This is a genomic window from Sulfitobacter sp. OXR-159, assembly GCF_034377145.1.
Classification (GTDB): domain Bacteria; phylum Pseudomonadota; class Alphaproteobacteria; order Rhodobacterales; family Rhodobacteraceae; genus Sulfitobacter.
The window spans coordinates 113,613-140,000 of record NZ_CP139710.1; the positions used below are offsets into that span (position 1 = coordinate 113,613).

24 protein-coding genes are annotated in these 26,388 nt (G+C 59.7%); 6 read left to right on the forward strand and 18 right to left on the reverse strand.

The annotated features are described in order from the left end of the window. Nucleotides 1–59: 59 nt before the first annotated feature. From T8A63_RS20555 to T8A63_RS20570, 4 genes are all read right to left on the reverse strand, one after another. The gene (locus T8A63_RS20555) at nucleotides 60–590 is read right to left on the reverse strand and encodes a hypothetical protein (protein ID WP_322346437.1); all 531 of its coding nucleotides are present in this window, start codon (nucleotides 588–590) and stop codon (nucleotides 60–62) included. Nucleotides 591–847: 257 nt separating this feature from the next. Continuing rightward, nucleotides 848–1,942 (reverse strand): Fic family protein, encoded by a 1,095-nt coding sequence (locus T8A63_RS20560; protein WP_322346439.1) that lies wholly within the window; start codon nucleotides 1,940–1,942, stop codon nucleotides 848–850. A 117-nt stretch (nucleotides 1,943–2,059) separates the two neighbouring features. Continuing rightward, a complete protein-coding gene (locus T8A63_RS20565; RefSeq protein WP_322346440.1) occupies nucleotides 2,060–3,763 on the reverse strand; it encodes a hypothetical protein in 1,704 nt (567 codons plus the stop codon). Then, a complete protein-coding gene (locus tag T8A63_RS20570) occupies nucleotides 3,756–5,594 on the reverse strand; it encodes a hypothetical protein (protein WP_322346442.1) in 1,839 nt (612 codons plus the stop codon). Before T8A63_RS20570 ends, T8A63_RS20565 begins: the two co-directional genes overlap by 8 nt. 29 nt (nucleotides 5,595–5,623) lie before the next feature. On the opposite strand from T8A63_RS20570, the gene T8A63_RS20575 reads away from it, so the two are divergent. The 3 genes from T8A63_RS20575 (at nucleotide 5,624) to T8A63_RS20585 (ending at nucleotide 8,560) form a co-directional block, all read left to right on the forward strand. Continuing rightward, nucleotides 5,624–5,746, forward strand: coding sequence for a hypothetical protein (locus T8A63_RS20575; RefSeq protein ID WP_322346443.1), 123 nt, complete (start codon nucleotides 5,624–5,626; stop codon nucleotides 5,744–5,746). 595 nt (nucleotides 5,747–6,341) lie between these two features. After that, complete coding sequence (locus T8A63_RS20580; protein WP_006473457.1) at nucleotides 6,342–7,697, forward strand: IS1380-like element IS1247 family transposase; 1,356 nt, start codon at nucleotides 6,342–6,344, stop codon at nucleotides 7,695–7,697. A 458-nt stretch (nucleotides 7,698–8,155) separates the two neighbouring features. Then, a complete protein-coding gene (locus T8A63_RS20585) occupies nucleotides 8,156–8,560 on the forward strand; it encodes a hypothetical protein (protein ID WP_322346445.1) in 405 nt (134 codons plus the stop codon). A gap of 153 nt (nucleotides 8,561–8,713) precedes the next feature. On the opposite strand, the gene T8A63_RS20590 is transcribed toward T8A63_RS20585, so the two are convergent. Beyond that, on the reverse strand, nucleotides 8,714–9,175 hold the full coding sequence (locus T8A63_RS20590; RefSeq protein WP_322346447.1) for a hypothetical protein: 462 nt from the start codon (nucleotides 9,173–9,175) through the stop codon (nucleotides 8,714–8,716). Nucleotides 9,176–9,561: 386 nt separating this feature from the next. Further along, entirely contained in the window at nucleotides 9,562–10,173 is a 612-nt protein-coding gene (locus tag T8A63_RS20595) for a hypothetical protein (protein ID WP_322346448.1), read from the reverse strand. Nucleotides 10,174–10,264: 91 nt separating this feature from the next. On the opposite strand from T8A63_RS20595, the gene T8A63_RS20600 reads away from it, so the two are divergent. Continuing rightward, nucleotides 10,265–10,438, forward strand: a complete 174-nt coding sequence (locus T8A63_RS20600; RefSeq protein ID WP_322346450.1) for a hypothetical protein — start codon at nucleotides 10,265–10,267, stop codon at nucleotides 10,436–10,438. A gap of 850 nt (nucleotides 10,439–11,288) precedes the next feature. On the opposite strand, the gene T8A63_RS20605 is transcribed toward T8A63_RS20600, so the two are convergent. Next, nucleotides 11,289–11,771, reverse strand: coding sequence for a hypothetical protein (locus T8A63_RS20605; protein WP_322346452.1), 483 nt, complete (start codon nucleotides 11,769–11,771; stop codon nucleotides 11,289–11,291). 405 nt (nucleotides 11,772–12,176) lie between these two features. Between T8A63_RS20605 and T8A63_RS20610 the strand changes: the two genes are divergently transcribed. Both T8A63_RS20610 and T8A63_RS20615 read left to right on the forward strand, forming a co-directional pair. Beyond that, nucleotides 12,177–12,908, forward strand: coding sequence for a hypothetical protein (locus T8A63_RS20610; RefSeq protein WP_322346453.1), 732 nt, complete (start codon nucleotides 12,177–12,179; stop codon nucleotides 12,906–12,908). Between the two features lie 245 nt (nucleotides 12,909–13,153). Continuing rightward, complete coding sequence (locus tag T8A63_RS20615) at nucleotides 13,154–13,387, forward strand: hypothetical protein (protein WP_322346455.1); 234 nt, start codon at nucleotides 13,154–13,156, stop codon at nucleotides 13,385–13,387. A 95-nt stretch (nucleotides 13,388–13,482) separates the two neighbouring features. Here T8A63_RS20615 and scpB read toward each other — a convergent pair whose 3' ends face one another. From scpB to T8A63_RS20670, 11 genes are all read right to left on the reverse strand, one after another. Then, on the reverse strand, nucleotides 13,483–14,079 hold the full coding sequence (gene scpB / locus T8A63_RS20620) for an SMC-Scp complex subunit ScpB (RefSeq protein ID WP_322346457.1): 597 nt from the start codon (nucleotides 14,077–14,079) through the stop codon (nucleotides 13,483–13,485). A 2-nt stretch (nucleotides 14,080–14,081) separates the two neighbouring features. Further along, nucleotides 14,082–14,966: a DUF1403 family protein gene (locus T8A63_RS20625; RefSeq protein ID WP_322346459.1), complete on the reverse strand. Its 885-nt coding sequence runs from the start codon at nucleotides 14,964–14,966 to the stop codon at nucleotides 14,082–14,084. Nucleotides 14,967–15,169: 203 nt separating this feature from the next. Then, complete coding sequence (locus T8A63_RS20630; RefSeq protein ID WP_322346461.1) at nucleotides 15,170–16,189, reverse strand: TniQ family protein; 1,020 nt, start codon at nucleotides 16,187–16,189, stop codon at nucleotides 15,170–15,172. Then, nucleotides 16,186–17,064: a TniB family NTP-binding protein gene (locus T8A63_RS20635; protein WP_280322987.1), complete on the reverse strand. Its 879-nt coding sequence runs from the start codon at nucleotides 17,062–17,064 to the stop codon at nucleotides 16,186–16,188. The genes T8A63_RS20630 and T8A63_RS20635 overlap by 4 nt, the downstream gene beginning before the upstream one ends. Next, the gene (locus tag T8A63_RS20640; protein ID WP_280322986.1) at nucleotides 17,057–18,703 is read right to left on the reverse strand and encodes a Mu transposase C-terminal domain-containing protein; all 1,647 of its coding nucleotides are present in this window, start codon (nucleotides 18,701–18,703) and stop codon (nucleotides 17,057–17,059) included. Before T8A63_RS20640 ends, T8A63_RS20635 begins: the two co-directional genes overlap by 8 nt. 216 nt (nucleotides 18,704–18,919) lie before the next feature. Then, nucleotides 18,920–19,864: a hypothetical protein gene (locus T8A63_RS20645; RefSeq protein WP_322346465.1), complete on the reverse strand. Its 945-nt coding sequence runs from the start codon at nucleotides 19,862–19,864 to the stop codon at nucleotides 18,920–18,922. Nucleotides 19,865–19,935: 71 nt separating this feature from the next. Then, on the reverse strand, nucleotides 19,936–20,814 hold the full coding sequence (locus T8A63_RS20650) for a TniB family NTP-binding protein (RefSeq protein ID WP_322346467.1): 879 nt from the start codon (nucleotides 20,812–20,814) through the stop codon (nucleotides 19,936–19,938). Beyond that, nucleotides 20,807–22,453 carry a Mu transposase C-terminal domain-containing protein gene (locus T8A63_RS20655; RefSeq protein ID WP_322346470.1) on the reverse strand — a complete coding sequence of 549 codons (1,647 nt, stop codon included), beginning with the start codon at nucleotides 22,451–22,453 and terminating at the stop codon, nucleotides 20,807–20,809. Before T8A63_RS20655 ends, T8A63_RS20650 begins: the two co-directional genes overlap by 8 nt. A gap of 31 nt (nucleotides 22,454–22,484) precedes the next feature. Beyond that, nucleotides 22,485–23,657, reverse strand: a complete 1,173-nt coding sequence (locus T8A63_RS20660; RefSeq protein WP_322346472.1) for a TniQ family protein — start codon at nucleotides 23,655–23,657, stop codon at nucleotides 22,485–22,487. Next, nucleotides 23,654–24,592: a TniB family NTP-binding protein gene (locus T8A63_RS20665; RefSeq protein WP_009827224.1), complete on the reverse strand. Its 939-nt coding sequence runs from the start codon at nucleotides 24,590–24,592 to the stop codon at nucleotides 23,654–23,656. The genes T8A63_RS20660 and T8A63_RS20665 overlap by 4 nt, the downstream gene beginning before the upstream one ends. Then, complete coding sequence (locus T8A63_RS20670; RefSeq protein WP_009827223.1) at nucleotides 24,583–26,229, reverse strand: Mu transposase C-terminal domain-containing protein; 1,647 nt, start codon at nucleotides 26,227–26,229, stop codon at nucleotides 24,583–24,585. The genes T8A63_RS20665 and T8A63_RS20670 overlap by 10 nt, the downstream gene beginning before the upstream one ends. Nucleotides 26,230–26,388 lie beyond the last annotated feature (159 nt).

A 26,388-nucleotide genomic window follows, 5' to 3' on the forward strand; every position in this document is an offset into this window, starting at 1 on the left:
CGTTAAGGCCCGGATAATATGAGCTGTGGCCGTCTGAGCATACGCGGTTCGGGCTCATGTCAGATCTGCAGCTCAGTCTCCAACGTTTTAAGAATGGCAAGCTTTTCATGCGAACTGTGGCAAGGCATGCAGGCTACGGTCAACGCTCGTTGAAAAAGAGGCTCGAAACGGCTGGAGGGGGCGCCCACAATATTAAGGTCCCCAAGCGCGGCCTTTGCAATTTTCCTGATGGCCGCCTCAGAGAGTGCGACATGGTTTTGCTTCGTGTCGCTCGCCCAGATCGTCTCCCGCTCGATCCCCAAGAGCGCCCAATGTGTTAAACCCCGCTCAAGGAAGAGCGACGTGGTGATAACCTGCAGACCAACTTTCCCATAAGAGTTTCCTGGCCCGCCCGGCCTATGTTGAACCTGCGTCCCCAGCAGGGATTTTTTCGTGGCCCCCCGCTCGATGAAGGTCTGCTCAACGTCTTGCGCGAGCGCCTCAACGGCGCGTGCCGTGGTAATCGTATGGGCTCTCGCCCGCCCGTTGACCTGTTTCAACGCCTCCTCGATGCGCAGCGCATTTTCGGGTTTGATGACGATTTTCCTCATGACTTCGGTAGCCTTTCTCTTGGACCTCTTTGAAGTTCGAAAAAGGCCGGTCTTGGCCTTTCCAATGAGGAATTGGGATGATCCCGAAGGAGACAGAAGAAATCTCGTCGTCTTTGAGAAATTATTGTCCCGGGTCGCCCTGCCTCTCACCCGCCAGCGTCAGCTTCTGTCGGCAAGGCGATGAACTGGAGCCCCGCGGTGCTCGTCTGATACTTGCTTGAAGTGGCCGTCTGGAACTCCTCCTGTGAGAAGCCTCTTTACGTCGCCACCAGTGAATAGCTGGTGCTACGCCCACCTGCCTCATCTTTCTCCAAGGCTCCCAAGTCGATCAGATCAAGAATGTCGCGATAGGCTGTGTCTTGTGAGCACTTTTCGATCTTCGCATATTTCGACGTGGTGAGTTTTCCTTCGAACCCATCCAAAAGGCGATTGACCATGTCCCGCTGCCGGTCGTTCATGTTCGACGCTCCATATTCCTCCCAGAACCGCGCCTTCCGGAACACGGTTTCCAGGATGATCTGGGCACCATCAAACGCGCGATCGAGGCAAGCCAGGAACCAAACGAGCCACGCCGTCACATCAAGCTCTCCTTTCTGTGTTGTCTCGAGCATATCGTAATAGGCGCTGCGCTCTTGTCGAATTTGCGTCGACATACTGTAGAACCGCTGTGAACTGCCTTCGGATCGCGCCAACGCCATATCCGCGATCGCGCGAGCGATGCGGCCGTTGCCATCATCGAAAGGATGGATAGTGACGAACCAAAGATGGGCAATTGCGGCATGGATGACTGGGTCGGTGTCGGGTGTTTGATTGAACCAAGTCAGGAAGCGCTGCATCTCAGGGTCTAGTCTTTGGGCGTCTGGCGCCTCAAAATGCACGCGTTCGCGGCCATAGGGTCCTGACACAACCTCCATCGGACCGTTGCGCCAATTTCCCACCCTGATACGGGTCATTCCGCTTCGCCCGGTCGGAAAGAGAGCCGCATGCCAGCCGAACAGACGCTCCGCGTCCAGTGGCTGGTCATACGCTTGGGTCGCGTCCAGCATCATCTCAACGACACCATCAAGATGGCGATCGGTTGGGATCAGTCCGCCGATTTCGAGCCCGAGCCGCTTCGCGATGGACGAGCGGACCTGATCCTTGTCGAGCGTTTCCCCCTCGATCTCGCTGCTTTTAACGACATCACTGGTCAGTGTTCTGAGCATCGCCTCGTTACGAAGATCGAAGCCAAGACCCTCCATGCGCCCCAAAAGCTTACCTTGGCGGTGACGGACCGCAACAAGTTGTGACGACAGCTTGGCCTTATCCCAGATAAACTGCGGCCAGTCATGAAGTTCGTGGATGTAAGTCATATTTTACGCATTCTTTGCGGAGATTATACGACGCAAACTCCGCAGGACAATCACAAACACCGCAGCAAACGCGGAGAATAACGGCGACGACCTCCGCCTACGAAGCGTTGCCGGACTTTACGCGTCGAACACCTCCGCCAATAGCCCGTCAATCATACTTTGGCCCTTGGCCCGCTGCGCCTTTTCAAATTGCGCCGCCTGGTAGGCGAGTTGGGATCGCGCATCGCGCTGAGCCGTAAGAGCCAGCGCCATTTCCACCCCTTCTGGCCCCAATTGTCCAAGCTCTGTATGTATCCGAGTACGCGCAATATGCGCCCCGGTCCCCATATGCCTGCGCCAAGCGCTGGAAGGATAACCGCCTGCAAGTCCTTTGCCAGATACGTCACGCAGCACCGTGACCTGATCCGTCTGCGAAAGCGCGCGGAGATGCGCCAGATGATCCACCTTCATTCCGCGCAAAAGCATAGCATTCAGAAAGGGCTCCAGCCGTTTATGTAATCTGCCGCGTAGGGGCTCATCTTCTTTCGTTGTCGTGATATCGATGCGGTAACAGTCCCCATCATACCATATATCCTCCCCCCAGATGAGCTGACCGTCTCCCAGTCGCAGAGGGATCAGCGTCCAAAAGGCAATACAGAACGCCTCGTTGAGAAGGCGTATCTTGGTATGACGCCGCTTGGCCTCAGTGCTCTGCTCCAAAAGTTCATGGGCCAGCTGCCAGGTTTCCTTCAAATCAGGCAGTTGTTCATAACGGCCAAACTTTAGGGGCACGACGGACTGTAAGTCAGAGCGCAGAGCGTTCTCATGCGCACGGATCGCCTCCAGCGTCAGCCTGTCAATTCCAAGAGCATCTCCAAACTGACGCAGCCGCATGACAGCGGTATGCCGTGTAGCGGGCCGATCCCCTTGAGACGTATAGGCGGGGGCCTGGCGCGCTTTGGCATGCGCCGTGCGCGCTGCCTCCATGCGCCGGACCCCTTCGATGGTAATAGCGACTGTAGCACCTGCATCGATCTGCACTTTTGCATATTCACGCAAGATATCTTCGGTGCTGTCGATCACGGATGCGGCCGGTACTGCTTCATGCAGCGCCACAAACCCCGTGCGCCACGCCTTCAATTTGGCCCGCCAAGCTGGCGGCAGGGCGTCATAAGCGACGCGCCGTTGCGCTGCAGGGCGCGGCACCGACCCCGCCTTGGCAACCTGCGCAGGCTCTTTGCGAACGATCGCCTCAGGCAGGATTACATGTGCGGCAGGGCTGCCCGGCATCAAAACATCGATGGCGGCTTTGAGAGAGCGCAAGCGGCGGCTCGATGTCACATCTGCCCCAAAAGCGAGGTAGTCATCGACCGTGGGTGCCGTGATCCCACGCGCGGCTGTGAACGAAAGAAACCTGGCGAAAACGCGCAGGTCCTCAAGCGCTACTGCCTTGAACCCTTTTAGGTTGCAGTAAGGAGCCATCAAAGGGTCCGCCCCAAGCGCCTGCCTGTCTCGACGGTCACAGCTACGGCCGGTGCCTTTCTTTGCACGGATCGCGTCACGTATTGTGCAAAGAACTGGGGTCTCTGGCGGGACCAAACGATCAAACGCGGTACGCAGGTTCTCCAATTGCCGCGGTGAGGCATCTTCTTCTGCAAACGCAAGGAAATCCGAAACCGTCGGCACAGCGATCGCGCGTGCTTGCGCAAACCTAAAGAACTTATCCAAGGTGCGCAGCTCACGTAAGCCAATCTCATCAAGCCTGGGGGCTGCGCGGTAGGGACCAAAATGTGCCGCAGATAGAATCTCTGCACGGCTGCGGGTATCGTAAGTCTTAGTCATCCATCAATCCGATCATCATGTCTTGGCCCCGCTCAACGAGCTTGAGCGCATTCAGCCAGCCGTAGAACTGGCGCAAAGTGGCCGCGGTATCGTCGATACGCTTGGCAATCACTTCGATCTCGTTGGGATAGCGATCGAGCAAAAGCGACGTTTGACCATGGCGCATTTGGTGCGGGGTCATGGGCAAGCCAACAACCGCACGCATGACTTGCGAGAAGTGCGCGGCAAAGAAGTCCGCGTTGAGAGAGCGCCCGGGCGTGCGTACCGCAGGAAAAAGAAAGGGGCTTGTGTCTGCATGCGCAAAAAGCGGGCGGATTACCTCAAGATACCAGCAAATCGTGTCATATGCGCCGTATTTGTTGCGCGCGATCGGGAACTCGATCACGGCATTGTTCTTCGTCACCGCCGCAGGCAAGAAGACCTTGAAGGGCTTTTTACCCTTCTTGGGGATGCGGAACTGCGCGTCTTCACCGACGCATGTCAGCGCCATGACATTGCGGCGCCGCAACGGGGCCCCTCCGATTTCAATAGCTGCAAAACATGCGCAAACCCCGAGCATGCGAACTTGGGAGATCTCAAGCGCTGTGAGTTTGCGACCCTCGGCCTTAGCCTGCGCCAAGATCTTTTCAGCCGCCTCGCGCAGCGTCAGAAAGGACGTGAGAAACCGGCGCCGCAGGTGCTTCTTTTCCACAAGCCGTTCACAGAATTTGCGGTTGACCTTGGTCATGGATTTTTCGGCCGTGCGGCCTGCACGCGCGGTTTTGTTGTTCGCGAGAACCTGACGCATACCGCTGCAATCTAGCCCGAGATGCGCGCGCAGCTGGTTGAGGGCTTTGAGATATTTGCGGGCGCTGCGCGGCTCGAGGTGCCCCTTTGACTTCGGTTCATGCTGGCGGCGAAACAGCTCACCCGCGATGCCATAGAGCGTTTCATCACAAGCCAGGATGGCTTTGAGATCGCCTTCTTCACGGCTGATCATGCCGATATCCAATCCCGCCCGTAAAGCTGTGCGAAGAGCAGACTTCATCACATGCGCATGCGGCTCATGCCGATCGGTGAACTCCTTTGCGACCGGATCCCAGGAATTATTCGTGACACTCTCGATCCAGGAGATGAACTGGACTTCCCATTCTTGCGGGATCTCTTGGTGCGCTGGCGCCCGGCGCTCAGGCAGAAAGTTGATGGGGCCCGCGGGCAAAAGGGGCAGAAGTTCAGAAAAGGCGCGGAGCTCGTCAAGGCGCTTGAGAGACCGAGCATGAGAGTCTCTCACATTGCCGCTGAAATCCCGGTCAATCTGCTGGGCCCGCTCTAAAGTCATATCCCGTGGTTGCCAGCCGTAAGACCGCGCAACGAGCGCAAAGCTTTTCAGCATCTGGAGCTTCATCGGATGCCAATCCGATATACCTACCCGCCCCTGTACGCGCGGCTCAATGGCCGCAAGCAATACTGTCCAGTCATCCTCCATTGCCCGCAAGCGGGCTTTCTCGGCGTGAACACCGCAAAACGACTTGAGCGCAGCCAAGAGCCGGCCCCGGAACGTCTTGTAAGCGCGCTCTGTTGGCCAATGATCGAGGTCAAAACCCTTCAAAGGGAACCTCTGCGCAATAGCAGCAAGGTCTGCGTCAATCGCAGTCAACGGCCGGTTCAGTATCGATGCGGCCTTATCAATCGCGCCCAAGTAGCTTGTTTGGGTGCTGGCAGTAAGATCGGTTCTTGCGGCCGTATAAGCGCGAAACTGTGCAAAGCTGGACACCTCCGAGGGGATGGTGGAGGCCGCAATGCTTGCCACAGGGGACAAGACGGCAGGGGGTCTGCGAGAGAGATCAAGCATGAGATATCCTTTCAGGGAAGAGGTTGATCATGGAAAATGAGGAAACCGCTAAGATGCTGGTTTTTCCGGTTAAATGCGCAGCGGACATAAACACCTTCGCGGTTGCCGCCGGTGAAACCGGGGGGGTGTTTATGTCCGCACCACTTGCATGAGGTCTTTGCCGCTTAATGGAGATTGCGATGTCCCGGGGGCCAACGAGCAAGCCGTAGCGCCCCGCGGGACGGGGACCGGCGGTGCCGTCGACCCACCCATTCGGCGTCCTCAGCAGGCCATTTTTGAAAGCGCCCTCACCCGTTGAGCAAGGCGAGACAAATGGCCATGTACTGGGCGGGGTTTCAATTTTGCGGGCCAAGAAGGGCCACCCACAAAACATGCGACGGTAACGATACCGCCTTAGCGCAAGGTCAAACGCTCCGCGGGCCGTCCAACGGGGTGCCCAGATTACCGGGGATCGCGCAGAGCAGCCCTCTCCGATCCTGTTCTTTTCCAAGACAAGAAATGCGGCGAAGACCTTGCGGGCAAAGAGGGCGTTGAGCGTCATCTTCGGGAATTACGCCCCGGAGGGGTTGGTCCCAAACTCCGAGGTTAGGCAACGCCCCCCGCCCACAGTGGGGCGACGGCAGACAGCGGGCCCGCACACCGAAGGACTTCATCCCACATTTCCCAAGTAAGGCGCTGATTTCGCTGTCCTGACCATTATATTTCCTATATAAAACATGGTGTTGAAGGCTGCGAGGGGCGCGTTTCATGGATCACCCAGAGGGTGCGGGCTTGCAACGGGCAGATCGGGTGGATTTCGACCCTCGCGTGCGGCTGGAATTTCGCGGCACGCAGCTCAGTTCCGACGGCGGCCTTCTGGTGATGCGCGAGCTTGATGACGCGCTCGGGTTGTCCGATTTGGCGTCAGCGGCGCTGCGCGATACTCGCTCTGGCAAGAACACGGTCCATCGGCTCGACGGCCTGTTCCGGCAATCAGTCTTTGGGCGGCTGGCCGGATACGAGGATGTCAACGACGCCAACCGTCTCGCCTGCGATCCGGTCATGCGCCAAGTTGTCGGCGGCAGAGCGGTCGATGCACAAGCGGCCTCGGCATCGCAGATGGGACGGTTCGAGACCGAGACGCTGGCTCTGGCCGGGAACCGTGCCGCGCTGGCCGACCTGAACGGGCAATGGATCGACCGGTTCCATGACCGTAACGGGCTGAAGTACATCGTTCTGGACATGGACAGCTCGGTCAGCCCGACCCATGGCGACCAGGAAGGGTCCGCCTGGAATGGCCATTTCGACTGTAGCTGCTATCACCCCAACTTTCTGTTCAACCAGTTCGGGATGCTGGAACGCTGCGCCCTGCGCCATGGCAACGTCCACAGCGCCGATGGCTGGCGTGATGTTCTCGACCCCGTCATTGCGCGCTACGCGGAGCGCGACCTTGGTGGCAGGTTCTTCCGGGCCGATGCTGCCTACGCGATCCCGGCGATCTATGAGCGATTGGAAGAAGCGCGGTTCTTCTACGCCATCCGGCTGCCCGCAAACGCGGTCCTCAAGGACAAGATCGCGCATCGGCTAACGCGCCCTGTCGGGCGGCCGTCACTGACCAAGGTCAAGCGGTTCTTCGAGGAATTCGAGTATCAGGCGGCGTCCTGGGACAAGGAACGCCGGGTGATCGCCAAGATCGAATGGCATCCGGGCGAACTGTTCCCGCGTGTCGGCTTCATCGTCACCAACCTGCCGATGGAGCCGGACTGGGTGGTGCGGTTCTACAACCAGCGCGGCACCGCCGAGCAGCACATCAAAGAGGGCAAATACGCCTTTCGCTGGACGCGGCTGTCGTGCCGGAAGTTCCGCGACAATGAGGTGCGGCTGCAACTGCACGCCCTGGCGTACAACCTGGCCACCTTCTTGCGCTGCATCGAGCTGCCCGAAGCCATGGCCGACTGGTCGTTGACCAGCCTGCAACTGAAGCTGATCAAGATCGGGGCACGTGTGGTCCGTCACGCCCGCACCATCACCTTCCAGCTGGCCGAGGTCGCTGTCACCGGCACGATGGTACGCGCCATCCTCGCCGCTATCCGCCGATTGCGAGCGCCACCGCTATGCGCATGATCGCGATCCACGCTCAAACTGAACGAAAGCGGCTGGACAGATCTGTCCGCTGCGCTGAAAAACGCCGCCCCTGGGCAAGGAAACAGCGGCTTCGCGGTCTGATCCGTCCAGATCCAGCAGTCTGCGCGACCGCAGGTGCCGCTTGCGGCAGAAAATCCTTGTCTAGCGATCGGATACAGGCGATCTTCACCTCAAACGACACGCCACCTGGGGAATGCAGGTTCATTTGCATGGCCCCTGCGAACCTTGACGCAAGGTCACTCAAAAAAGATCCCTATTTGTCTTAATCGCGTTTCCGCGCCGAATTCGACGTTCCCAAATTACTTATACGGGCCGCGCAGGACATCACCTCACGGTCATCGCCAAAGAGCACGACCGGAGCGCAAGACAAAACCGCGTCTTCATCTGCTTACACACCTCCCAACACCAAAGATTGGGATTAAAAAGAAAGAGTTAAAATGTTGAAGTTCAGCACGACTATGATTGAGACCGCACCTTCCCCTTGGAAGTGTTATAAGGATCTTGTCCTCGAAGCACTCCAAGCAAAAGGGATGTGGCCCTCAAGCTACCGCTCCCCCGAATTCCCCGAGCATATGTCTATTCATACGCTCGAACGGTTCACCCTTGAGAACGAAGGCAACGGGTGGTCATTCTTCCTGACATTCAAAACCACAGAACCGCTGATGCCAAATACGATGGCCCTGCCGCCCGAACTGCGCCTTGATGACCCAATGACCGCTTTTCTGCTCGGGGCTCAAGTCATCTGTGAGCTTGCCACCGGGTCGGGCGAATTACCCTTCACCGCCGTCGGAAACATAATCTTCTTTGCAACGGTAGGCCCGGAGAACGCCGTGCTGGCATAGACCACCGTCAATCCTGACGTCAGCGACAAGATCAGATCTCAGACCTTAAATCGCTCCTCTGCAAAAGGCGCCCGGGCCATACGGTCCGGGTGTCTTGTGTAGAAGGGCTGCGCAACTTCCTTCTGCGAATACCCCCAAAGCAGCCGATACACGTCACTCAGCCGGGGTAAGCCCGCCAAAGACCGGCGATTGCCGTGCGTAGATCGGAAAATCTCGGTGGCAGTGCCAAGCTAGAACCTCGGCTCTACGCCAGCGTTGGCTTCGGGTGTTTGCCCCCCCGTTCGATAGATCAATTGCCTTTGGAAAGGGCGGCATACCGATGGGCACCTGCCCCTTCGACCAGCGATAAAGGGTCGAAGGATCAACGCCCAATAGTTCAGCTGTCGCGCGGGCATCCAGCAACGCTTTCCGAAGCTCTGCCGCACGCTCTGGCGTTTGTACTTCTGCAAACCCAAAGGCTTTCCACACAACAGACCACCGCGTTGTGCCGCCAACCAAACGGATCCCGAGCGCCTTCAAAACGCGTGATAACGCCCTGTAGTCGCCATTCTCCACTGGCTTCAGGCCAAAAAACTTGACCAGGTCATCTTTCGAAAGAGGCTTATCTTGCTTCATGCCAAGGACATAGACCCCAGCAAACCCGTTCCAAAAACAAGACCGCCTTTAGGCCGAGAATATTCTCAAAGCTCTATGCGAGATCATCAGAAACACCCGAAAGCGCGCGAAACGGAGTACTACGAGCCGCTCGAAGTATCCCAGATGAAAATCTCATTCGCCTCCTAGGGGGCAACTTTTGGGCCCGACAGCTCTGCAAAAATCCAAAAGAAGGACCTCTGCCCTTGCTTCTGTTTTTGCGCAGCAGGTGTCGCTGCTTCCCATTCTCGAGGGGCGGCCGAAGCTTTAGATCGCTCCGCCCATCTCCCTTCGAGATCGCCTCTCCCCCTTCTTCCCCGGCAAAACCTGCGGAAAAAGGGGCGGGACTTCGGCATCATAGCAGGGGCTTAGGCACCGAGAGGACAGGCCTCAAGATCTACAACGAACCTGACACCACTAAGTCCGTCGCGGGCCCTCGCAAAGCCGTTGAGGCCCAGTTCGATATCCTGCTTGAGTTGCGCAGGAGTTCTTCCGTTTGTTTCCTGATGTAGGATCAGCTTCATCTTCGAAGAAACGTCGCGCGCGCCCTGTACCGTAAGACCATCGTAAATCAGCGTGAAGTCGCGGAAGACAAGAGTATTCAGCTGCCTGCTGGAGAAATCCCAGTGGCAAAACAACATGGAAATAAAACCGATATCCACGCTACGCTCGACAGCACGTTCGACCTGAACGCAGTTTCCGGCACTACGGGTCGGAAAGTTCATGACACGCGCATCACAGACGCCCCCTTCAAGAAAAAAGAAGGCCTGAACTTCCGAGGCAGGATATCCGGATGCGCCAGCAAGCACGTGCCCGATGTCGAGCCCCAAAAGGTCACCTTCGTCCGCCTCTAACGGACTCCCAAGATACGCGTCTACAAGCAGGCGCCACTTTTCCACGACATGTTGCGGAAACGAAGACGGCTTTAGGGTGAGGGGGATGACGTCACGCGCTTGGGTGAGAGGTACTTCTTTAGACATTTTGTTCTCCTTAAATGGGCGGGGTTGAAAGTGCCCATGACAGGGACATCGGATTGAAGCTTTGACGGCGGTAATCTGGAGAGACAGAAAAATGAAATTTCTGCAAAAATTTTCCGCCGGCCCCAACACACGTCTGACAGCGAAGGCTGTCACACCCGCCTTGTCAAAAAGACCTGCATGCACTGAGAATATGCGCATCCACCCGCAACAATCAGCAGCGGTTTTGAAACAGGCGCGGCATTGCACGGTCAAAATCCTGGCATAATCGTCCCGGGGTTCTGAGCAGGCTTCATAGACCTGCACGCTGGAAGTCAGAAAAACTCGCTGAGGGAGACCCCTGCCTCATCTTGTTTTCCGCCCAAAAGATCGCCCGGGAAATTGCGTCATGTTCCGGGGAAATTGCGTCGAAACCCGGGGTTTTTGCGTCAAACCACCGGGAAATTGCGTCATAACCCGGGGTTTTTGCGTCACAAACACCGCAACACATTGGTTATAAACAAAAATAGACGCTGCTTTGAATCAAGAGAATTAGGAAACATATGAAAGAGCCCGTGCCGGGCAGTTTTGGGGTGTTTTTAAGGGGGCTTCGCCCTTTTGGCGCAGGATATTCTTCAGCGTTTTGGTACGGCATCAGCGGTGCCTAATTCTTCTCAAGAGCTTCGGAAGAAGGGCCCCCGCCCTGCTTGAGCTGTGAACAGGAGGCACAGATGCCAGAGGATATGATAGCGACAATCGCTGCGGAGCGCGGCTACGCCAATGCTGAGTTCGAGGCTGCGATTGAAGCGTATCGGCGCAGAGAGAGGCTCTCGCACCCTGCAGGACGGCTTGACACAGCAGGAGCGTTTCATCTCGAAGAGCATTGTGACTGCTGCGCCAGTCTCCAGCGCAGCAGTGCCAAACGTCCCTACGTAGAGATGCATCATGGACGGTCGCTCACACATGTCGCACAGCTCTACGACGTTCCCGTTCTGCACGTACGGCGGCTCGTAAAAGCCTTCGAGAGGGCCCAGAGGTTGCCCCTGAACTCACGGCACGCCGAGGGGCAGCTCAAAGTCCTGCTGACCAGCATTCTGCAGCCCGTTCATCGGGGCGCCAGACCCCAATAAGCCAGGGGCTCAGAAGCACTCGGCCAGTTCTTCGAGACTGAGATCGGCATCCAAGGGCCCCGAATGCCCGATCACGGCGGCCGTCACAATCCAAATGCCCAGCCAGGTCGCGGTCCGTGACCGCATGCCAGCGGCCTCGGCAGCTTCGAGCACATGCAGCATCTGAGCGCTCATTCGCACAACTTGGCAAGAAGGTGCTTTGGGCGCTGTCGCTTCCTGCGGCAACAGCTTCTCCCAATCGTCCTCGCAGCGGTTCCGCTTAAGCACATTCAACGCGCCCGGCCAAGCGCGCTGGAACTCTGCTGACAGAGCAATGCCTCGCGCCCGGGCAAATGCGCTCAACCCCGTGGCGAGAGCATCGAGCAAGTCGTTGGAGTTGTAGAGACCCGCACGGTGGAACTGCCGGGCAAGTTGTTCCGCAGCTTTTGGGGCCACGCTTTCAAACAGCTGCAGGCCGGAAATCTGAAAGGGAAAATTGTTCGTATATGTCATCTGAGGGGCTTTCTTGAAGGATTGAATGGCACCCAGCCCGACCCTCCCCTCTTTTGCAAAAGAGGCCTGTCGTTCTGCGCGTCCAAACAGAACGCGCAGGACGACAGGCCTTTGAGCATCACCCTTTTATCCATTTGAGGTTATGGCGGCGCGCGGGCCCGGTTCACCGTCTGCGCACAATCAAGCCGCCCTTTACGCCACGTAATGCAACCGCGCGCCGAAAATCGTTCCGATCTCCATTTTGAGGCCCGAAAGCCCACACCCCGCCGAATGAAAGGAGTTCGCGATCACCATTCGAAAAAACCGTAAAAAATCTCACTTGGCGTTACCGCGCCCCTGAAATCGATCTCACATCATGAATACAGCACCAACGCTGTTAAACAAAAACATAAAGGAAAGCAGACCATGACTTCTTCAAAATCCACTTCACCCCAAAACGCAACCCAGCCGCTCACGTTCGAAACCGACGCTGAAAAGGTCACCTCTACCTGCAACCCTGACCAAGTAGATTGTTCGGCGAACCCGTTCCAAGTAGAGACCGTCAACTATATCGGCGGGCTCTCCTTTGAGCCTCATATCGTTCCTCATGAGAATGCGCAGGTAGGCGATATTATTGGAGTGTATTTCTCTGTAACTGCTAGCGAAGACCAGTTCCCAAGCCACGACTATGGCGACCCAGTCTTCTATGTGCAGGGCGACAACGAGATAAAAGCTGTGTTCTCCGAAGACCTACCCAAAGAAAAATTGCCTTCCGCCGCACGGATTATTTCTGATTTCTATTTATCGCAGGGTCATGACGACACTGCACATCGGAGGTCGATGTTCCCCTGCCCAGAAAGCTACCAATACTATGTGGTGTATTTTGCCGATGCCATTCTGATGACTGAAGCGACTTGGCTGCATGGAGATATCCTCGATTTCTACGACGAGGGGGAACTGGAACAAGTAAACCCCGTTCTGATCGCGATGCAGGAAGTCAAAGACAACGCTGCAAGCCTCGCCTGCGTAGAAAAAACGAGAACTTATTTGAAACTGTTCAAGCAGCTGCTACCCGAAAATGTGCGGGAGCTTGCAGATTGGAACATTCGAATGCCTGACCCGGCAGACTTTCTGTCCTCTTGGGCGAACCGGAAATAGGAAGAGCATTGGCTTCCTCAGGAGCGCGCTGCAGGGAAAATACTCTTCGCGCGCTCCGAAAATAACTTTCTTGAGGGCTGTTACACTAATTAATACTGGCCATATGGGTAACAGTTCCTAGGCGGGTCTACCTGACGATGACGTCAAACAGCCCATCGATAAATGCGTTCTATCCTGTAACCCCTGGTTCTTTATTATGGCTCTGACCGCGTTTGATTGCTCATATTGTAGGTCAGCGTAGGTTCTTGCGCGGCGGCGAATACGCCGACTGGATCGAGTTTCTGGGTAGGCACAAAACGTTGGTGGAGAGCGGTCTCGCCGACAGTCTCAACGCGACGGTGCGGCGCAAAAACAGCTGGCTCAAGAACTACCACAACGCAGTCATCGGCGAGAACATAGCAAACCTGGAACCGGGCGCGATGACCGAGGATGGGGACCCTTGGGAAGCTCTGTTCAGAGGGCTCAGGATCGAAGTCTGAGTTCTCTCGACAAGTCACGACTGAGAGCGTCACAAAATGTCCACGACATGCCTCATCGTTTGGCCAATACGGGGATCGCCAGCCCGCCACCATTCCTATGACCCGCCATCCAGACCTGCGTCCTCCAACTGCTCCCGTTCTGGCAGATCCGCGAGAGTCTCCAGATCAAATGCGACAAGGAACTGCTCGGTCGTCACAAATGTGTAGGGCGCTCCGCGACGCGGCGATCGTGGCCCCGTCCCGATCAGGCTGCGCGCATGCAACCGACCGATCAGGTCGCGACTGATCTCCTTGCCGAAGATGTCCTTGAGTCCGTCGCGCGTGATCGGCTGGTGATAGGCGATGGCGGCCAAGACCGCGACGTCGAACTCGCTCAGGTCTATCAGCTGATCTCCCACATCCGCCGCCGACCGGATCGCGGGCGCATAGGCCGCCCGCGTCCGAAACATCCAGCCGCCGGCGACTTGGGCGATCTCAAACGCCCGCCCTTCCAGATCGGCGGCAAGGTCCTTGATCAGCAGGTCAACCGAGGCTCCCTGCCCCACCACGCGGGCGAGGCCTTCGCGCGGCACAGGCGCGGCCGAGGCAAAGAGTACCGCCTCGATCCGGCGCATCCATTCCCTCCAACGCAGCTCAGGCGGTAGGTCGGACAACTCGCGGTCCAGGTCAGGTTCCGGGCGATCCTTCGCCATCCCTACACCCCATAAAGCCTAAAACCATCGCGCCCGGTCAGCTCGCGCACCGCGCCAAGCGCGACCAGCCGATCGCAAAGCCGCCGCGCGGCGCGGTCCGGCAAAGGCAAGGCCGAAGGCGCCACCGCATCGCGGGTCAGGAACATCTCGACCGCGTTCCCCGCGCCCTTTGCCCGCAGCTTGGGTGCGACCGCCTTCAAATGCGCCGCCCGGCGCGCGAGGTCGGAAGCTTGCCGCACGGCCTCGACTGCCGATGAGATAAGCGCGCGATGACAGGCGAGGCACAGATCCTCTCCCCGCTTCCGCAGGTCGGCGCGCTTCAGGCCTGCGGCCAGCAGCGGCACGAGATGATCCCAGCCAAGCGCATGAGCGAGGGCTGCGTCAGCGAGGATCAACGCCGCCACGTCAGCGCGCGTCGCGTCCGTCAACACTGCCTCCAGCACCATCGCGGCACGGGCTACCGGCGCGCCCTGCCCCGCGTCGAGCCACGTGGCGATCTGGCCCGGCTCGAAGGTCGGCAAGGCTCGACCCAGAACCTTGATCGACATTGGCCGCTCCCCCCCGCGCCGCCAGGCAAGGTAAGCCTCACCCGCCGGCCCGGGCAGGTCGCCCGGACGCAAAAGATGTACCGCGTCGCGCAACTCGGCCGCCCGCTCCGGTCTGTCAGAAAACGCGACACAAGCCTCTGCCGCACGCAGCGCGAGCCGGTCCCGCAACAAGGCATGGGGGAGGTCAACTCGGCTCAACACAAGATGCAGGTGGTTTAGCGCCGCGCCTGACGAAAACGCAACATCTTCAAGGGTTTCAGAACGCACGGAGGTGACCCAGGCGGGCATCCGGGGTAGTGTATCGAGGTCGCTGCTGTGATCCGGTCGGGCAAATGTCATGCCCAAAGCCTACACTTGCGCGGCGCTTTATTCCAGATAATAGCAAACCAAGCGCCCCGCCTTGCGGTTCTGTGATATGTCCAATAAGTTTACATTATCGGACCCATAAAGATATGCTGCAGCACAGTCTTAAATTGAGTGGATCTTGTCGAATAGCTGGAATTCATGAGATTCAAGCACTTCCCTGAAAACTGAGTCGGGGTTCATGAGATTCTGTACCGGTATTTATGAGACTGGATGGGGCGGTATTTGTGAGACTGGCGCTGTCTCGCGGCTTTTTCTGCAGACTGGCGTGCGGTCTCCTCGCGCTCAGCGCGCCAGAACCGGGCCGCGATGCTTCGTCTTAACGAGAGAGGCCATGACCTAACTGCCTGCCGGACCCGTCCCTGCCCCTCCGCATCGCTCACAAGCATGACTGAGATCACCCATTGGACCGGATCCTCAATGATCCGCCCGACGCCGACCGTCAGCGCGAAACACTGCAACAGCGAGCCCTGCGCCAGGGCGTGGAAACCGGGGCGCACTGCCTTGGCAAGCACTGGCGCCACCTGATCGTATTCGGGGACAATGACCGTCAGCGCCTGCCGGAGGATCGGCGTGGTCAGAAAATCATGATAGTCCCGCCGGTCTCTCAGAGTCATTCGTGGCTGCTCGTCGACGTTCGGAGGCGAGGCGCGGCGATGCCGCGCCGTCAGAATCTGAAGCACTTCGAGCGCTTCCAGGTCTTGCTGCCCCGCACCGCGCGCCCAGGCATCGAGGTAAGTGGCCCCGGCCTCGGCATGCCCTTCAAGTTTCTTGAAGCAATCCGTACCGAAGCGGTCGGACAGGGTCTCGCCGGTGGCGTCCCGAAATTCCACGCCATGCACCGGGCAGCGGAATCGCCACGGCAGCGCTGTGGGTTTGCGTTGCGGTTCTTCGGGACAGTGCGGGCAGTAATACCGGTTCTTCCGCGCGATCATCATGCGCGCCGCAGCCCCCAACTCCAGGAAAGTCATGGCCTGCACCGCCTCGAGCGCGAGACCGGTGCGGGCCGCAATCAGGGCCCCCTGCCCTTCCGAAAGACGCCATTCCAGGTCGAACACGTCGTGCCCCTTTAGACCAAGTGCGGCGACGAATTCCGAAACCGTCATGGCGTAGAACGGGGCCATGCGCGCGGCCCAGGAAGACAGCCGTTCGTCCGCCTCGGGGAGGTAGACAACCGGCAGGCGCCCGCGCGCCGTCACACCGGCTCTCCCAGGACCGCCTGCAACCGGTCGCCGCCCAGAATGTCACGCGAGAGGATGCGTTCCTCGCCGCTTTCGATGGCGGCGATCGCCAGCTGCGACAAGATCGAAAAGATGCCCGAGGTGATGCCGCCGGTCACCTTGATCATCCGCGTCAGCGCCTTCTCGTCGATCTGGCTTTGGCGCCGAAGCGGCAGCGTGCGCGCGAGCGTGCTCATCAGCCCATTCAGATCCTCGCCCTCCCGCCAGGGCGGCAGGGCAAAGGCCTCGAAGCGACGCACCAGCTGATCATCGGTGCGCAGCGCGTTGCGAGCCTGCGCTGTACCGACACAGACCAGCGGGATGCGCAGCTCGTTGCCCAGAAAGCGCAGCATGTTCAGGAATCGCGCCTGTTCGCGGATCGTCCCCGCCTGCAGGCTGTGGATCTCGTCGATGACCAGCATTCCTGGGCGCAATTCGGCGAGCAGTCGCAAGGCCAGACTTTCAAGTACAGACAGTGTCGCCCGCGGCGGCTCCGGGGCACCAATCGCCGCCAGGATCCGGCGGTAGAAGCGCGATTCATCTGGCCCAGACACCATCTGCACGGCGACGACCGGCATATGCAGCCGTCCGCTGGTCTCGTCGAAGCTCGATGCGTGATCGCGGGTGAACTTCTCGATGATCATCGTCTTGCCCATGCCGCTGTCGCCGACAATGAGCAGGTTCGGCATGCGGGCGCGCTCGGGAAACGACATCAGCGTTTCCAGCTTCTCCAAGGCAGCCTCGGCCCTGGGATAGGAAATCCAGCGGTCGGCGCGAATCCGGTGAATGCGCTCCTCGGCGCTGAGCGCGGCGATCTTGCACGCTCCCGGATAGAGATGCGGGAACTCAGTCATCGTCGTACCACTCCTCGACCTTGAAGCCGGGGTGGCTGAGGAACGGGCTCCCCTTCCCTTCCGGCGCAGGCAGGGCATCTCGCGCGGCGGCATCCGGTGTCACATCGATCATCGGCAAAGGGGCCAGATGCGCCCGCCGCGCCTGGTGGCGCCGTATGGCCTTAGTCTGCCGCTCGGCGCTGTCGACGAGGTCGCGCTGCACCTCGATCGTCCTGAAAATCAGCTCCTCATCTACCGACCGGCGCCCGGCCTCGCGCAAAGCGCGTCGCGCCGCGCGGTGCTCCCAGAGCGTGATCGCAGGCCGTGTCAGATCCGCCGGTCGGGCTTCGATGATCCCGTTCTCTGTCAGCACGAAGATGCGCGAAAGATCGCGCGGATCGTATTTGAGCGTGAACTTGCGGCTTTCCCGGCCCATCAGCCAGCGCAACTCGTCCGCCCAGTAGCGGATGTGGAAGAGGTGCAGGCCGTCGCGCTGCAAAACTCGCTGCTCGGAGGGCAGGAAATCGACCAGGAACTGCCTGAGATCGGCCGGGATTTGGATCCGGACCTCGTTCGTCCGCGCCGCCCAAGCCGCTGCAGGTGTCGTTTCCAGCGCGCTGTGGACCCGCGCATGGTAGGAGCCAGTGATCTCGAGAGCGAGCCAGGTTTCCAGCTCTCTGAGCGTCATCACCGCCTCGGCTTCCGCGTCGAGATCACCGCGCTCGAAAATATTCGAGAAATGCGAGCCCGGCAGCAGGTGAATCGCGCCCATCATCGTGCCGATCAGGCGCTCTATATGGCCGCCATAGCGCGGCGTGCCGGGCGGACGGTACTGCAGGTCGATCTGGTATTCGGAACAGGCAAGCTGAAAAGCCCGGGCATGGAACTCCGCGCCATTGTCCACGTAAATCGCGTTCGGGATGCCCCGCGTTGGCCAGTCTGTGTTGATCCCACGCGCTGCCAGCCAGTGCGATTTCTCCATCACCGCATGGGTCAGACACATTGCGGCGGCCAGCAGCGATGGCGGCTCCAGCGACAGATGAAACCCCAAAACCATGCGGGTGTTCACATCGATTGCCACAGTCAGCGTCGGACGACCGAGCGGGCGACGCGTCACCGGGTCGACCACTGTCACGTCGGCCTTGGTGTGGTCGATCTGGACGATATCGAGAGGGCTGTCTGCAGTAAGGCCTCCCGGCGTGGCCAGATGGCGTCGCTCGGCCTTGTCCTTGCCTTCACGCCGGGCCATCAGCTTTGCCTGATCGTGCCCCTCCAGCCAGCGACCCAAACGCCGGATCGAAGGAGGGGCCAACCCCTGCGCTCGGCAGTCGGCTGCAACCTCGCGCCAGAACCGGGTCTTGGTCGGTTTGCGGCGGGTGGCATAGAAGCCTTTGAAATGGTGGGTCACGATCGCTTCCACCGCCGGGTCCAGGGGCTGCATGCCCGGTTTGGGCCCTCGGGTATCCCGTAGCAGTGCACTGGTCCGCCCGTCTTCGCGGAACTGCTTCACCATACGAAAGAGCGTGGATCGGCCGACATTCAACTGACGCATGGCCCAGTCGACATTGCCCTGAGTGAGCTGGGCCGGCAGTTCCCCGATCACTCGGGCGCGGTACTCGGCCTCTTCCCAATCCTTGTCAACTGGAAAATTATCGGACATAACTTACTCAGTGCATGGATGCCGGATAGTCCCACCAATGGTGACTCAAATCGGCGTCCAGTCTCACATACCCTGAATCGGTTTCAGAAATGCGACACAGGCAAGCTATTGAAAACAAATGGAACGCAGTCTCAGAAATTCCGGCAGACCGACAATGTTTGTCGGATGACCGGAATTGATGAGATTCAAGCACTTCCCTGAAAAACGAGTCGGGGTTCATGAGATTCTGTACCGGTATTTATGAGACTGGATGAGTCGATATTTGCGAGACTGGCGCTGTCTCGCGGCTTTTTCGTCAGACTGGCGTACTCTCTCGTCGCGCTGAGCGCGCCAGAACCGGGCCGAGATGCTTCGCCTCAACGAGAGAGGCCATGGGCTAATCGCCTGCCGGACCCGTCCCTGCCCCTCCGCATCGCTCACGAGCATGACTGAGATCGCCCAATTGACCGGATCCTCAATGATCCGCCCGATGCCGACCGTCAGCGCGAAACACTGCAAGAGCGAGCCCTGCGCCAGGGCGTGGAGACCGGGTCGCACCGGCTTGGCAAGCACTGGCGCCACCTGATCGTATTCGGGAACAACGACCGTCAGCGCCTGTCGGAGGATCGGCGTGGTCAAAAAATCATGATAGTCCCGCCGGTCTTCCAGAGACATTCGTGGCTGCTCGCCGACGTTCGGCGGCGAGGCGCGGCGATGCCGTGCCGTCAGAACCTGGAGCACGTCGGGCGCTTCGAGATCACCCTGCTCCGCGCCGCGCGCCCAGGCATCGAGATGCGCGGCACCGGCCTCGGCATGCCCTTCAAGTTTCTTGAAGCAATCCGTACCGAAGCGGTCGGACAGGGTCTCGCCGGTGGCGTCCCGAAATTCCACGCCATGCACCGGGCAGCGGAATCGCCACGGCAGCGCTGTGGGTTTGCGTTGCGGTTCTTCGGGACAGTGCGGGCAGTAATACCGGTTCTTCCGCGCGATCATCATGCGCGCCGCAGCCCCCAACTCCAGGAAAGTCATGGCCTGCACCGCCTCGAGCGCGAGACCGGTGCGGGCCGCAATCAGGGCCCCCTGCCCTTCCGAAAGACGCCATTCCAGGTCGAACACGTCGTGCCCCTTTAGACCAAGTGCGGCGACAAACTCGGCAACCGTCATGGCGTAGAACGGGGCCATGCGCGCGATCCAGGAGGACAGCCGCTCGTCGGTCTCTGGGGAGTATACGACCGGCAGGCGCCCGCCCCCCGTCACACCGGCTCTCCCAGGACAGCCTGTAACCGGTCGCCGCCCAGGATATCGCGCGAGAGGATACGTTCTTCGCCGCTTTCGATGGCGGCGATCGCCAATTGTGACAAGATCCAAAAGATGCCCGAGGTGATGCCGCCGGTCACCTTGATCATCCGCGTCAGCGCCTTCTCGTCGATCTGGCTTTGGCGCCGAAGCGGCAGCGTGCGCGCGAGCGTGCTCATCAGCCCATTCAGATCCTCGCCCTCCCGCCAGGGCGGCAGGGCAAAGGCCTCGAAGCGACGCACCAGCTGATCATCGGTGCGCAGCGCGTTGCGAGCCTGCGCTGTACCGACACAGACCAGCGGGATGCGCAGCTCGTTGCCCAGAAAGCGCAGCATGTTCAGGAAACGCGCCTGTTCGCGGATCGTCCCCGCCTGCAGACTGTGAATCTCGTCGATCACCAGCATATGAGGGCGCAACTCGGTGAGCAGGCGCAGTGCCAGGCTTTCAAGGACAGCAAGCGTTGCGCGGGGAGGTTCCGGGGCACCAATTGCAGCCAGAATTCGGCGGTAGAAGCGCGATTCATCAGGCCCAGACACCATCTGCACGGCGACGACCGGCATATGCAGCCGTCCGCTGGTCTCGTCGAAGCACGATGCGTGATCGCGGGTGAACTTCTCGATGATCATCGTCTTGCCCATGCCGCTGTCGCCGACAATGAGCAGGTTCGGCATGCGGGCGCGCTCGGGAAAGGACATCAGCGTTTCCAGCTTCTCCAAGGCAGCCTCGGCCCTGGGATAGGAAATCCAGCGGTCGGCGCGAATCCGGTGAATGCGCTCCTCGAAGCTGAGCGCGGCGATCTCGCCAGCCCCCGGATAGAGATGCGGGAACTCAATCATCCTCGTACCACTCCTCGACCTTGAAGCCAGGATGACTGAGGAACGGGCTCCCCTCCCCTTCCGGCGCAGGCAGAGCTTCTGGCGCGGCGATATCCGGTGTCACATCGATCATCGGCAGAGGGGCGAGATGCGACCGTCGAGCCTGATGGCGCCGTATCGCCTTTGTCTGCCGCTCGGCGCTGTCGACGAGGTCGCGCTGCGCCTCGATCGTCCTGAAAATAAGCTCCTCATCTACCGACCGGCGCCCGGCCTCGCGCAAGGCGCGCCGCGCCGCGCAGTGCTCCCAGAGCGTGACCGCAGGCCGTGTCAGATCCGCCGGTCGGGCTTCGATGATCCCGCCCTCTGTCAGCACGAAGATGCGCGAAAGATCACGCGGGTCGTATTTAAGCGTGAACTTGCGGCTTTCCCGGCCCATCAGCCAGCGCAACTCGTCCGCCCAGTAGCGGATGTGGAAGAGATGCAGGCCGTCACGCTGCAGGACACGTTGCTCCGAGGGCAGGAAATCGACGAGGAACTGCCTCAGATCGGCGGGCATGCGGAGTTGGGCCTCTTCCACCCGCGTGGCCCAGACCACTGCAGGTGTGGTTTCCAGCGCGCTATGGACCCGCGCATGGTAGGAGCCGGTAATTTCCAAGGCGAGCCAGGTTTCCAGTTCATCGAGCGTCATCACCGCCTCGGCTTCAGCGTCGAGGTCGCCGCGATCGAAAATGTTCGAAAAATGCGACCCCGGCAGCAGGTGAACCGCGCCCATCACGGTGCCGATCAGCCGCTCGATATGCCCGCCATAGCGCGGCGTACCGGGCGGGCGGTACTGCAGGTCGATCTGGTATTCGGAACAGGCAAGCTGAAAAGCCCGGGCATGGAACTCCGCGCCATTGTCCACGTAAATCGCGTTCGGGATGCCCCGCGTTGGCCAATCCGTGCTGATTCCACGCGCTGTGAGCCAATGCGATTTGTCCATAACCACATGGGTCAAACACAGTGCGACGGCCAGTAGCGATGGCGGCTCCAGCGACAGGTAAAACCCGAGAACCATGCGGGTATTCACGTCGATCGCGACCGTCAGCGTCGGCCGGCCGAGTGGGCGTCGCGTCACCGGATCTACCACTGTCACGTCAGCCTTGGTGTGGTCGATCTGGACGATATCCAGCAGATCGCTGGCGACCAGCATCCCAGGCGTGGCCAGATAGCGGCGCTCAGCCTTGTCCTTCCCCTCCCGCCTGGCCATGAGTTTTGCCTGATCCTTCCGATCCAGCCAGCGGCCAAGGCGTCTGATTGAAGGAGGTGCCAGCCCTTTCGCCTTGCAGTCGGCTGCAACCTCGCGCCAGAATCGGGTCTTGGTCGGTTTGCGGCGGGTGGCATAGAACGCCTTGAAATGATGGGTCACGATCTCTTCCACCGCCGGGTTCAGCGGCCGCATGCCAGGTTTGGGCCCCCGAGTGTCCGGCAGAAGTGCGCTGGTCCGCCCGTCCTCGCGGAACTGCTTCACCAGACGAAAGAGCGTCGATCGGCTCACATTCAACTGGCGCATGGCCCAGTCGACATTGCCTTGAGTGAGCTGGGCCGGCAGCTCAGCGAGCACCCGGGCGCGGTACCCAGCCTCTTCCCAATCCTTGTCAGTCGAAAAATTATCGGACATAAGTTACTCAATGCATGGATGCTGGATAGTCTCACCAATAGTGACTCAAACCGGCGTCCAGTCTCACATACCCTGAATCGGTTTCAGAAATGCGACACAGGCAAGCTATTGAAGACAAATGGAACGCAGTCTCAGAAATTCCGGCAGACCGACAGATTCGGCCAAAATCCTCCCTCTCGTCGAGGAAATTTCCATTTAACCGGTGGACAGGCCTCTTGCTCAATCTGTGGACTCGTTCCGCTCCAGCTTCAACTGCGCGCTTTCCTTTGCCGTTCCGTGGATCTCGCCCATCCGTGAGCCACGGCAATGGGGCGGCACGCCGGAACAGGACGAGGGCGGCCTCCGGCACGACTGCGCCGGGCACCAGATCTGCTCCAAAGAGATCATGCAAGATCACCAGCGTCAGAGCCCGCCAGCGCACTGATAGGTGCTGAAGAGGCGCAAGCCGACCGACGGCCGCGCGGGCTTCGTAAGGGCAGTTCCAGCCCGGTTCATCGTACCAGAGCACAAGGACAGGCCGGGCTGCCCCGTCACGATCAAGCGGTGCCCAGAGGGTGCGAATTGCATGCTCGAGTCGATCAAGGCAGCCGGGGCCACCTATGACGATTCCGCTGATCTGGCGTTGGATCTCGAGAACGTTTGCAGCAAAATCTGCCTTCAAAGGGTCCTCTGTCTCCCCTCCCCCACTGGTCAGAACGGCATCGCACTTATGACAGAAGGGCCGCAGCAGACCATTCAGCATGCGAAAAGAAAGCCTCAGGCCGCTGCGACACGCAGGGCAGCGATCCAGAAGCATGGTCCGGTGTTCCGGGCAAACCACCTGCTCCGCCAATCGCCAATTCACCCGAAGATAGGCATCGCGACCGGCAGCGACATCCGCATCGAAACAGGCAAGGCAGACCGGGACTGTCTCGGTCAGAAGCCAGCCCTGCGGCCGACCAGAATATCGGGAAGCCAGTGACCTGCGACGAAGCCGTTCCGGATCGATCCTGCAGGCCTTCGCCCATAACCTGAGCAGCCCCATGTCCGGCACCACATCGTCAATCTGCCGTGCGCCTGGGTACCTACCCGCCTGCCCCGCCAGGAACACCATCAGCTCAAAGGGCTCCGCCCCGTAGCGCGCGGCAACCCGCGCCGTCCAAGACGTGAGCAATTCGTCACGGAATGGACGCGGTGCGACGGGCAATCTGGCCGGCACCATCATGCCCCGACCCGTTGTTGCACGGGCTTTCCCCGCCGCCGAGCGGTCTGGGTCATCGAGACCAGCGGCAGCACCAGATTGTCGCCAAAACTATCCGCGTCGAGGCGCTCCTTGCCCGACCGGACCGCATCTTCTGCCGCCGTCTCGATCAGGCGGAAGATGCGCGCCGTCACACCGGAGGTCAGCTTGTGAATCCGTTCTCTGGCCTCCCCACTGATCAGAGCGGAGGCCTCGCGCAAAGGCAGGATGCGTTCGAAACTTTTCAAGAGCCCGGCGAAGGCGGTATCGTTCTGCCAGGGCTTGAGATGGAACGCCTCGAAGCGCTCGGCCAGTTGTGCATCGGTCAGCAACGCCTGGCGCGCGAGGTCAGTCCCTGCACAAACCAGCGGGATCCGTAAATCATTGGCCAGAAACCTTATGGCGTTGAGAAATATGCGCTGCTGGCGGAACGTACCAGCGAGCATACCGTTCACCTCGTCGAGGATGATCATCTTCGCCCCCACGGTCCGTAGCAGCGATCGGCAGATATCCTTCTCGCGGGCGAGCGTACCGCCTGCCATCGCCGGTGCCCCCATGGCCGCCAGAAGTTCGCGGTACAGATCGCGCTCAATGGGTTCAGAAGGTACCTGCGCGACGACCACCGGACGCTGGTCAACTCCGGTGATCTGGCTGAACTTCGGCGGGTGGTCGCGTTCAAACTTGCGGACGATCTTGGTCTTGCCCATGCCGGTATCGCCATAGATCAGCAAGCAGGGCATCCGGTCACGCGGCGGATAGGTCAGCAGGTTCTCCAGACGTGCCAGAGCAACCCCGGACTGATCGAAACCGATCCAGCGGTCGGCCCGGATCCAGGCGATGCGCTCATCATCAGGCAGCGCCGCGAACCGGCGGTAGGCCGGATCAAGATGTGCAACTGCGCAGCCTTCGGTCACGACCATTCCTCAACTTCGAACCCCGGGTGGTCCCTGAGCACATTCTCACTTTCCTCTGGTTCCGGGACGGCATCCTCAGCCTCGTAGGCCCCTGCCCCATCAAGCGCTCGGTCTCGTCGCTCGAGAAACCGCCTGGCTTCCCGGGTTCTACTGCTGGCCGCATCAACCAGGGCGCGCTGTTCCTCGATCACTGCGAATATGAGATCTTCGTCCTCGAGCGCGCGCCCGCGCTCGCGCAAAATCGCCTGCGCACGGCGATGCTCCGCAAGGGTGATCGACGGATGGCGCAGATCTGCAAACCGCACGGGATATCGTTGGCCCTCAGGGCTCCGGACAAAGACCGTGGAGAGGTCACGAGGATCGTAGAACACGCGCAATTGCCGGCCCTGCCGACCCGCCCAGAGGCTCAGGACATCGTCCCAATACCGCAGGCCGAAAAGATGGATGCCATCGCGGCGCACCATGCGTTCCGTGCTCGGCAGAAAGTCGATTCGGAACCCCTCCGGGTCATATGGACGACGCACTGGTGCCTCGCGTCGCCCACAGGCCTCGTTCCAGGCCGCAACTGGCGGAATCCCGAGCGCACGGTGCCGTTCAGCATGATAACGGGTGATTTCCAGCGCCAACCAGCGCTCCAGCTCGTCGAGCGTCATCGCCGACTTGCCCACGGAATCGTAGTCACCACGGTCCTTGATGCTGCTGAAGGTCGATCCCGGCAGCAGGTGGACCGCCCCCATCATTGTGCCGATCAGCCGCTCGATGTGACCGCCGTAATGTGGTGCCCCAATCGGACGGTACTGTAGTGAAATCCCGTGCTCTTCCGCACCCCGCTTCATCGCCTTCGAGCGGAATTCCTTGGCATTGTCGACGTGAATGGTCTCCGGCAATCCTTCTGCTGGCCAGTCCGCGTCGATCCCCAAGCTTTCCAGCCAGTTGAATTTGGGCTGCACCAGGTGCTGAATGGCCAGTGCCACCGACAAGGCCGATGGCGGCTCCAGTGTCAGATAGAATCCCGCCACCATGCGGCTTGCGACGTCGATGGCGAGCGTCAGCCAGGGCCGTTGCAAGGGTTTCCGATGAACCCGGTCCACAACGATGACATCCACCAGCGTGTGGTCGATCTGAACCACCTCATAAGCCCGTTCGACCTGATAGCTGCCCGGCACTGGGTGATGGCGCTGGCGAGAAGCCTTAGCGCCCTCACGCACCGCCGTGAGTTCCGCCGGATCGATCGCCGCCACACGGTCCCGGAGCGTGGTCCAGCACGGGGGACGTAGCCCTCTCTTACTGCACCGCCTGCGCACCTCCTTTTGGAGGGCGTTGATGCTTGGCTTCTGGAGAGACTTGTAGAAATCCTCGATCGCGCCCGAAATCACCCTTTCGATCTCGTCATGCAGCCGGCGGCTACCCGTCGGTGTCCCGACCTGAGCTGCCAGCAAGGAACTGGCAACCGGGCGCGTCTTGTACGCTGAGATCAACTCGTACAGGCGGGAGCGCTTTAGACCAAGATCGCGGCAGGCCTTGAGAAACTCGGCACGGTTTGGTGACGCCTTGCTTGCAAGGCGACGGATCACAGCTTCCCGCGCGACCGCCTGTTCCCACGCAGCATCGTCGACGGCGTTGATGTCTGATCGATCCACCATGGCCAAACCCAGAAAATAGGTGTCTTATGTCCGATAATGAAACTATAATCCGGGAATGAAACAGAAACATGAACACAATGATATCAATAAGTTAGTGTCCACCAATGAAACAAGAACGACATCTTAAATTGAGTGGATCTTTGGAAAATCATGGGCGTA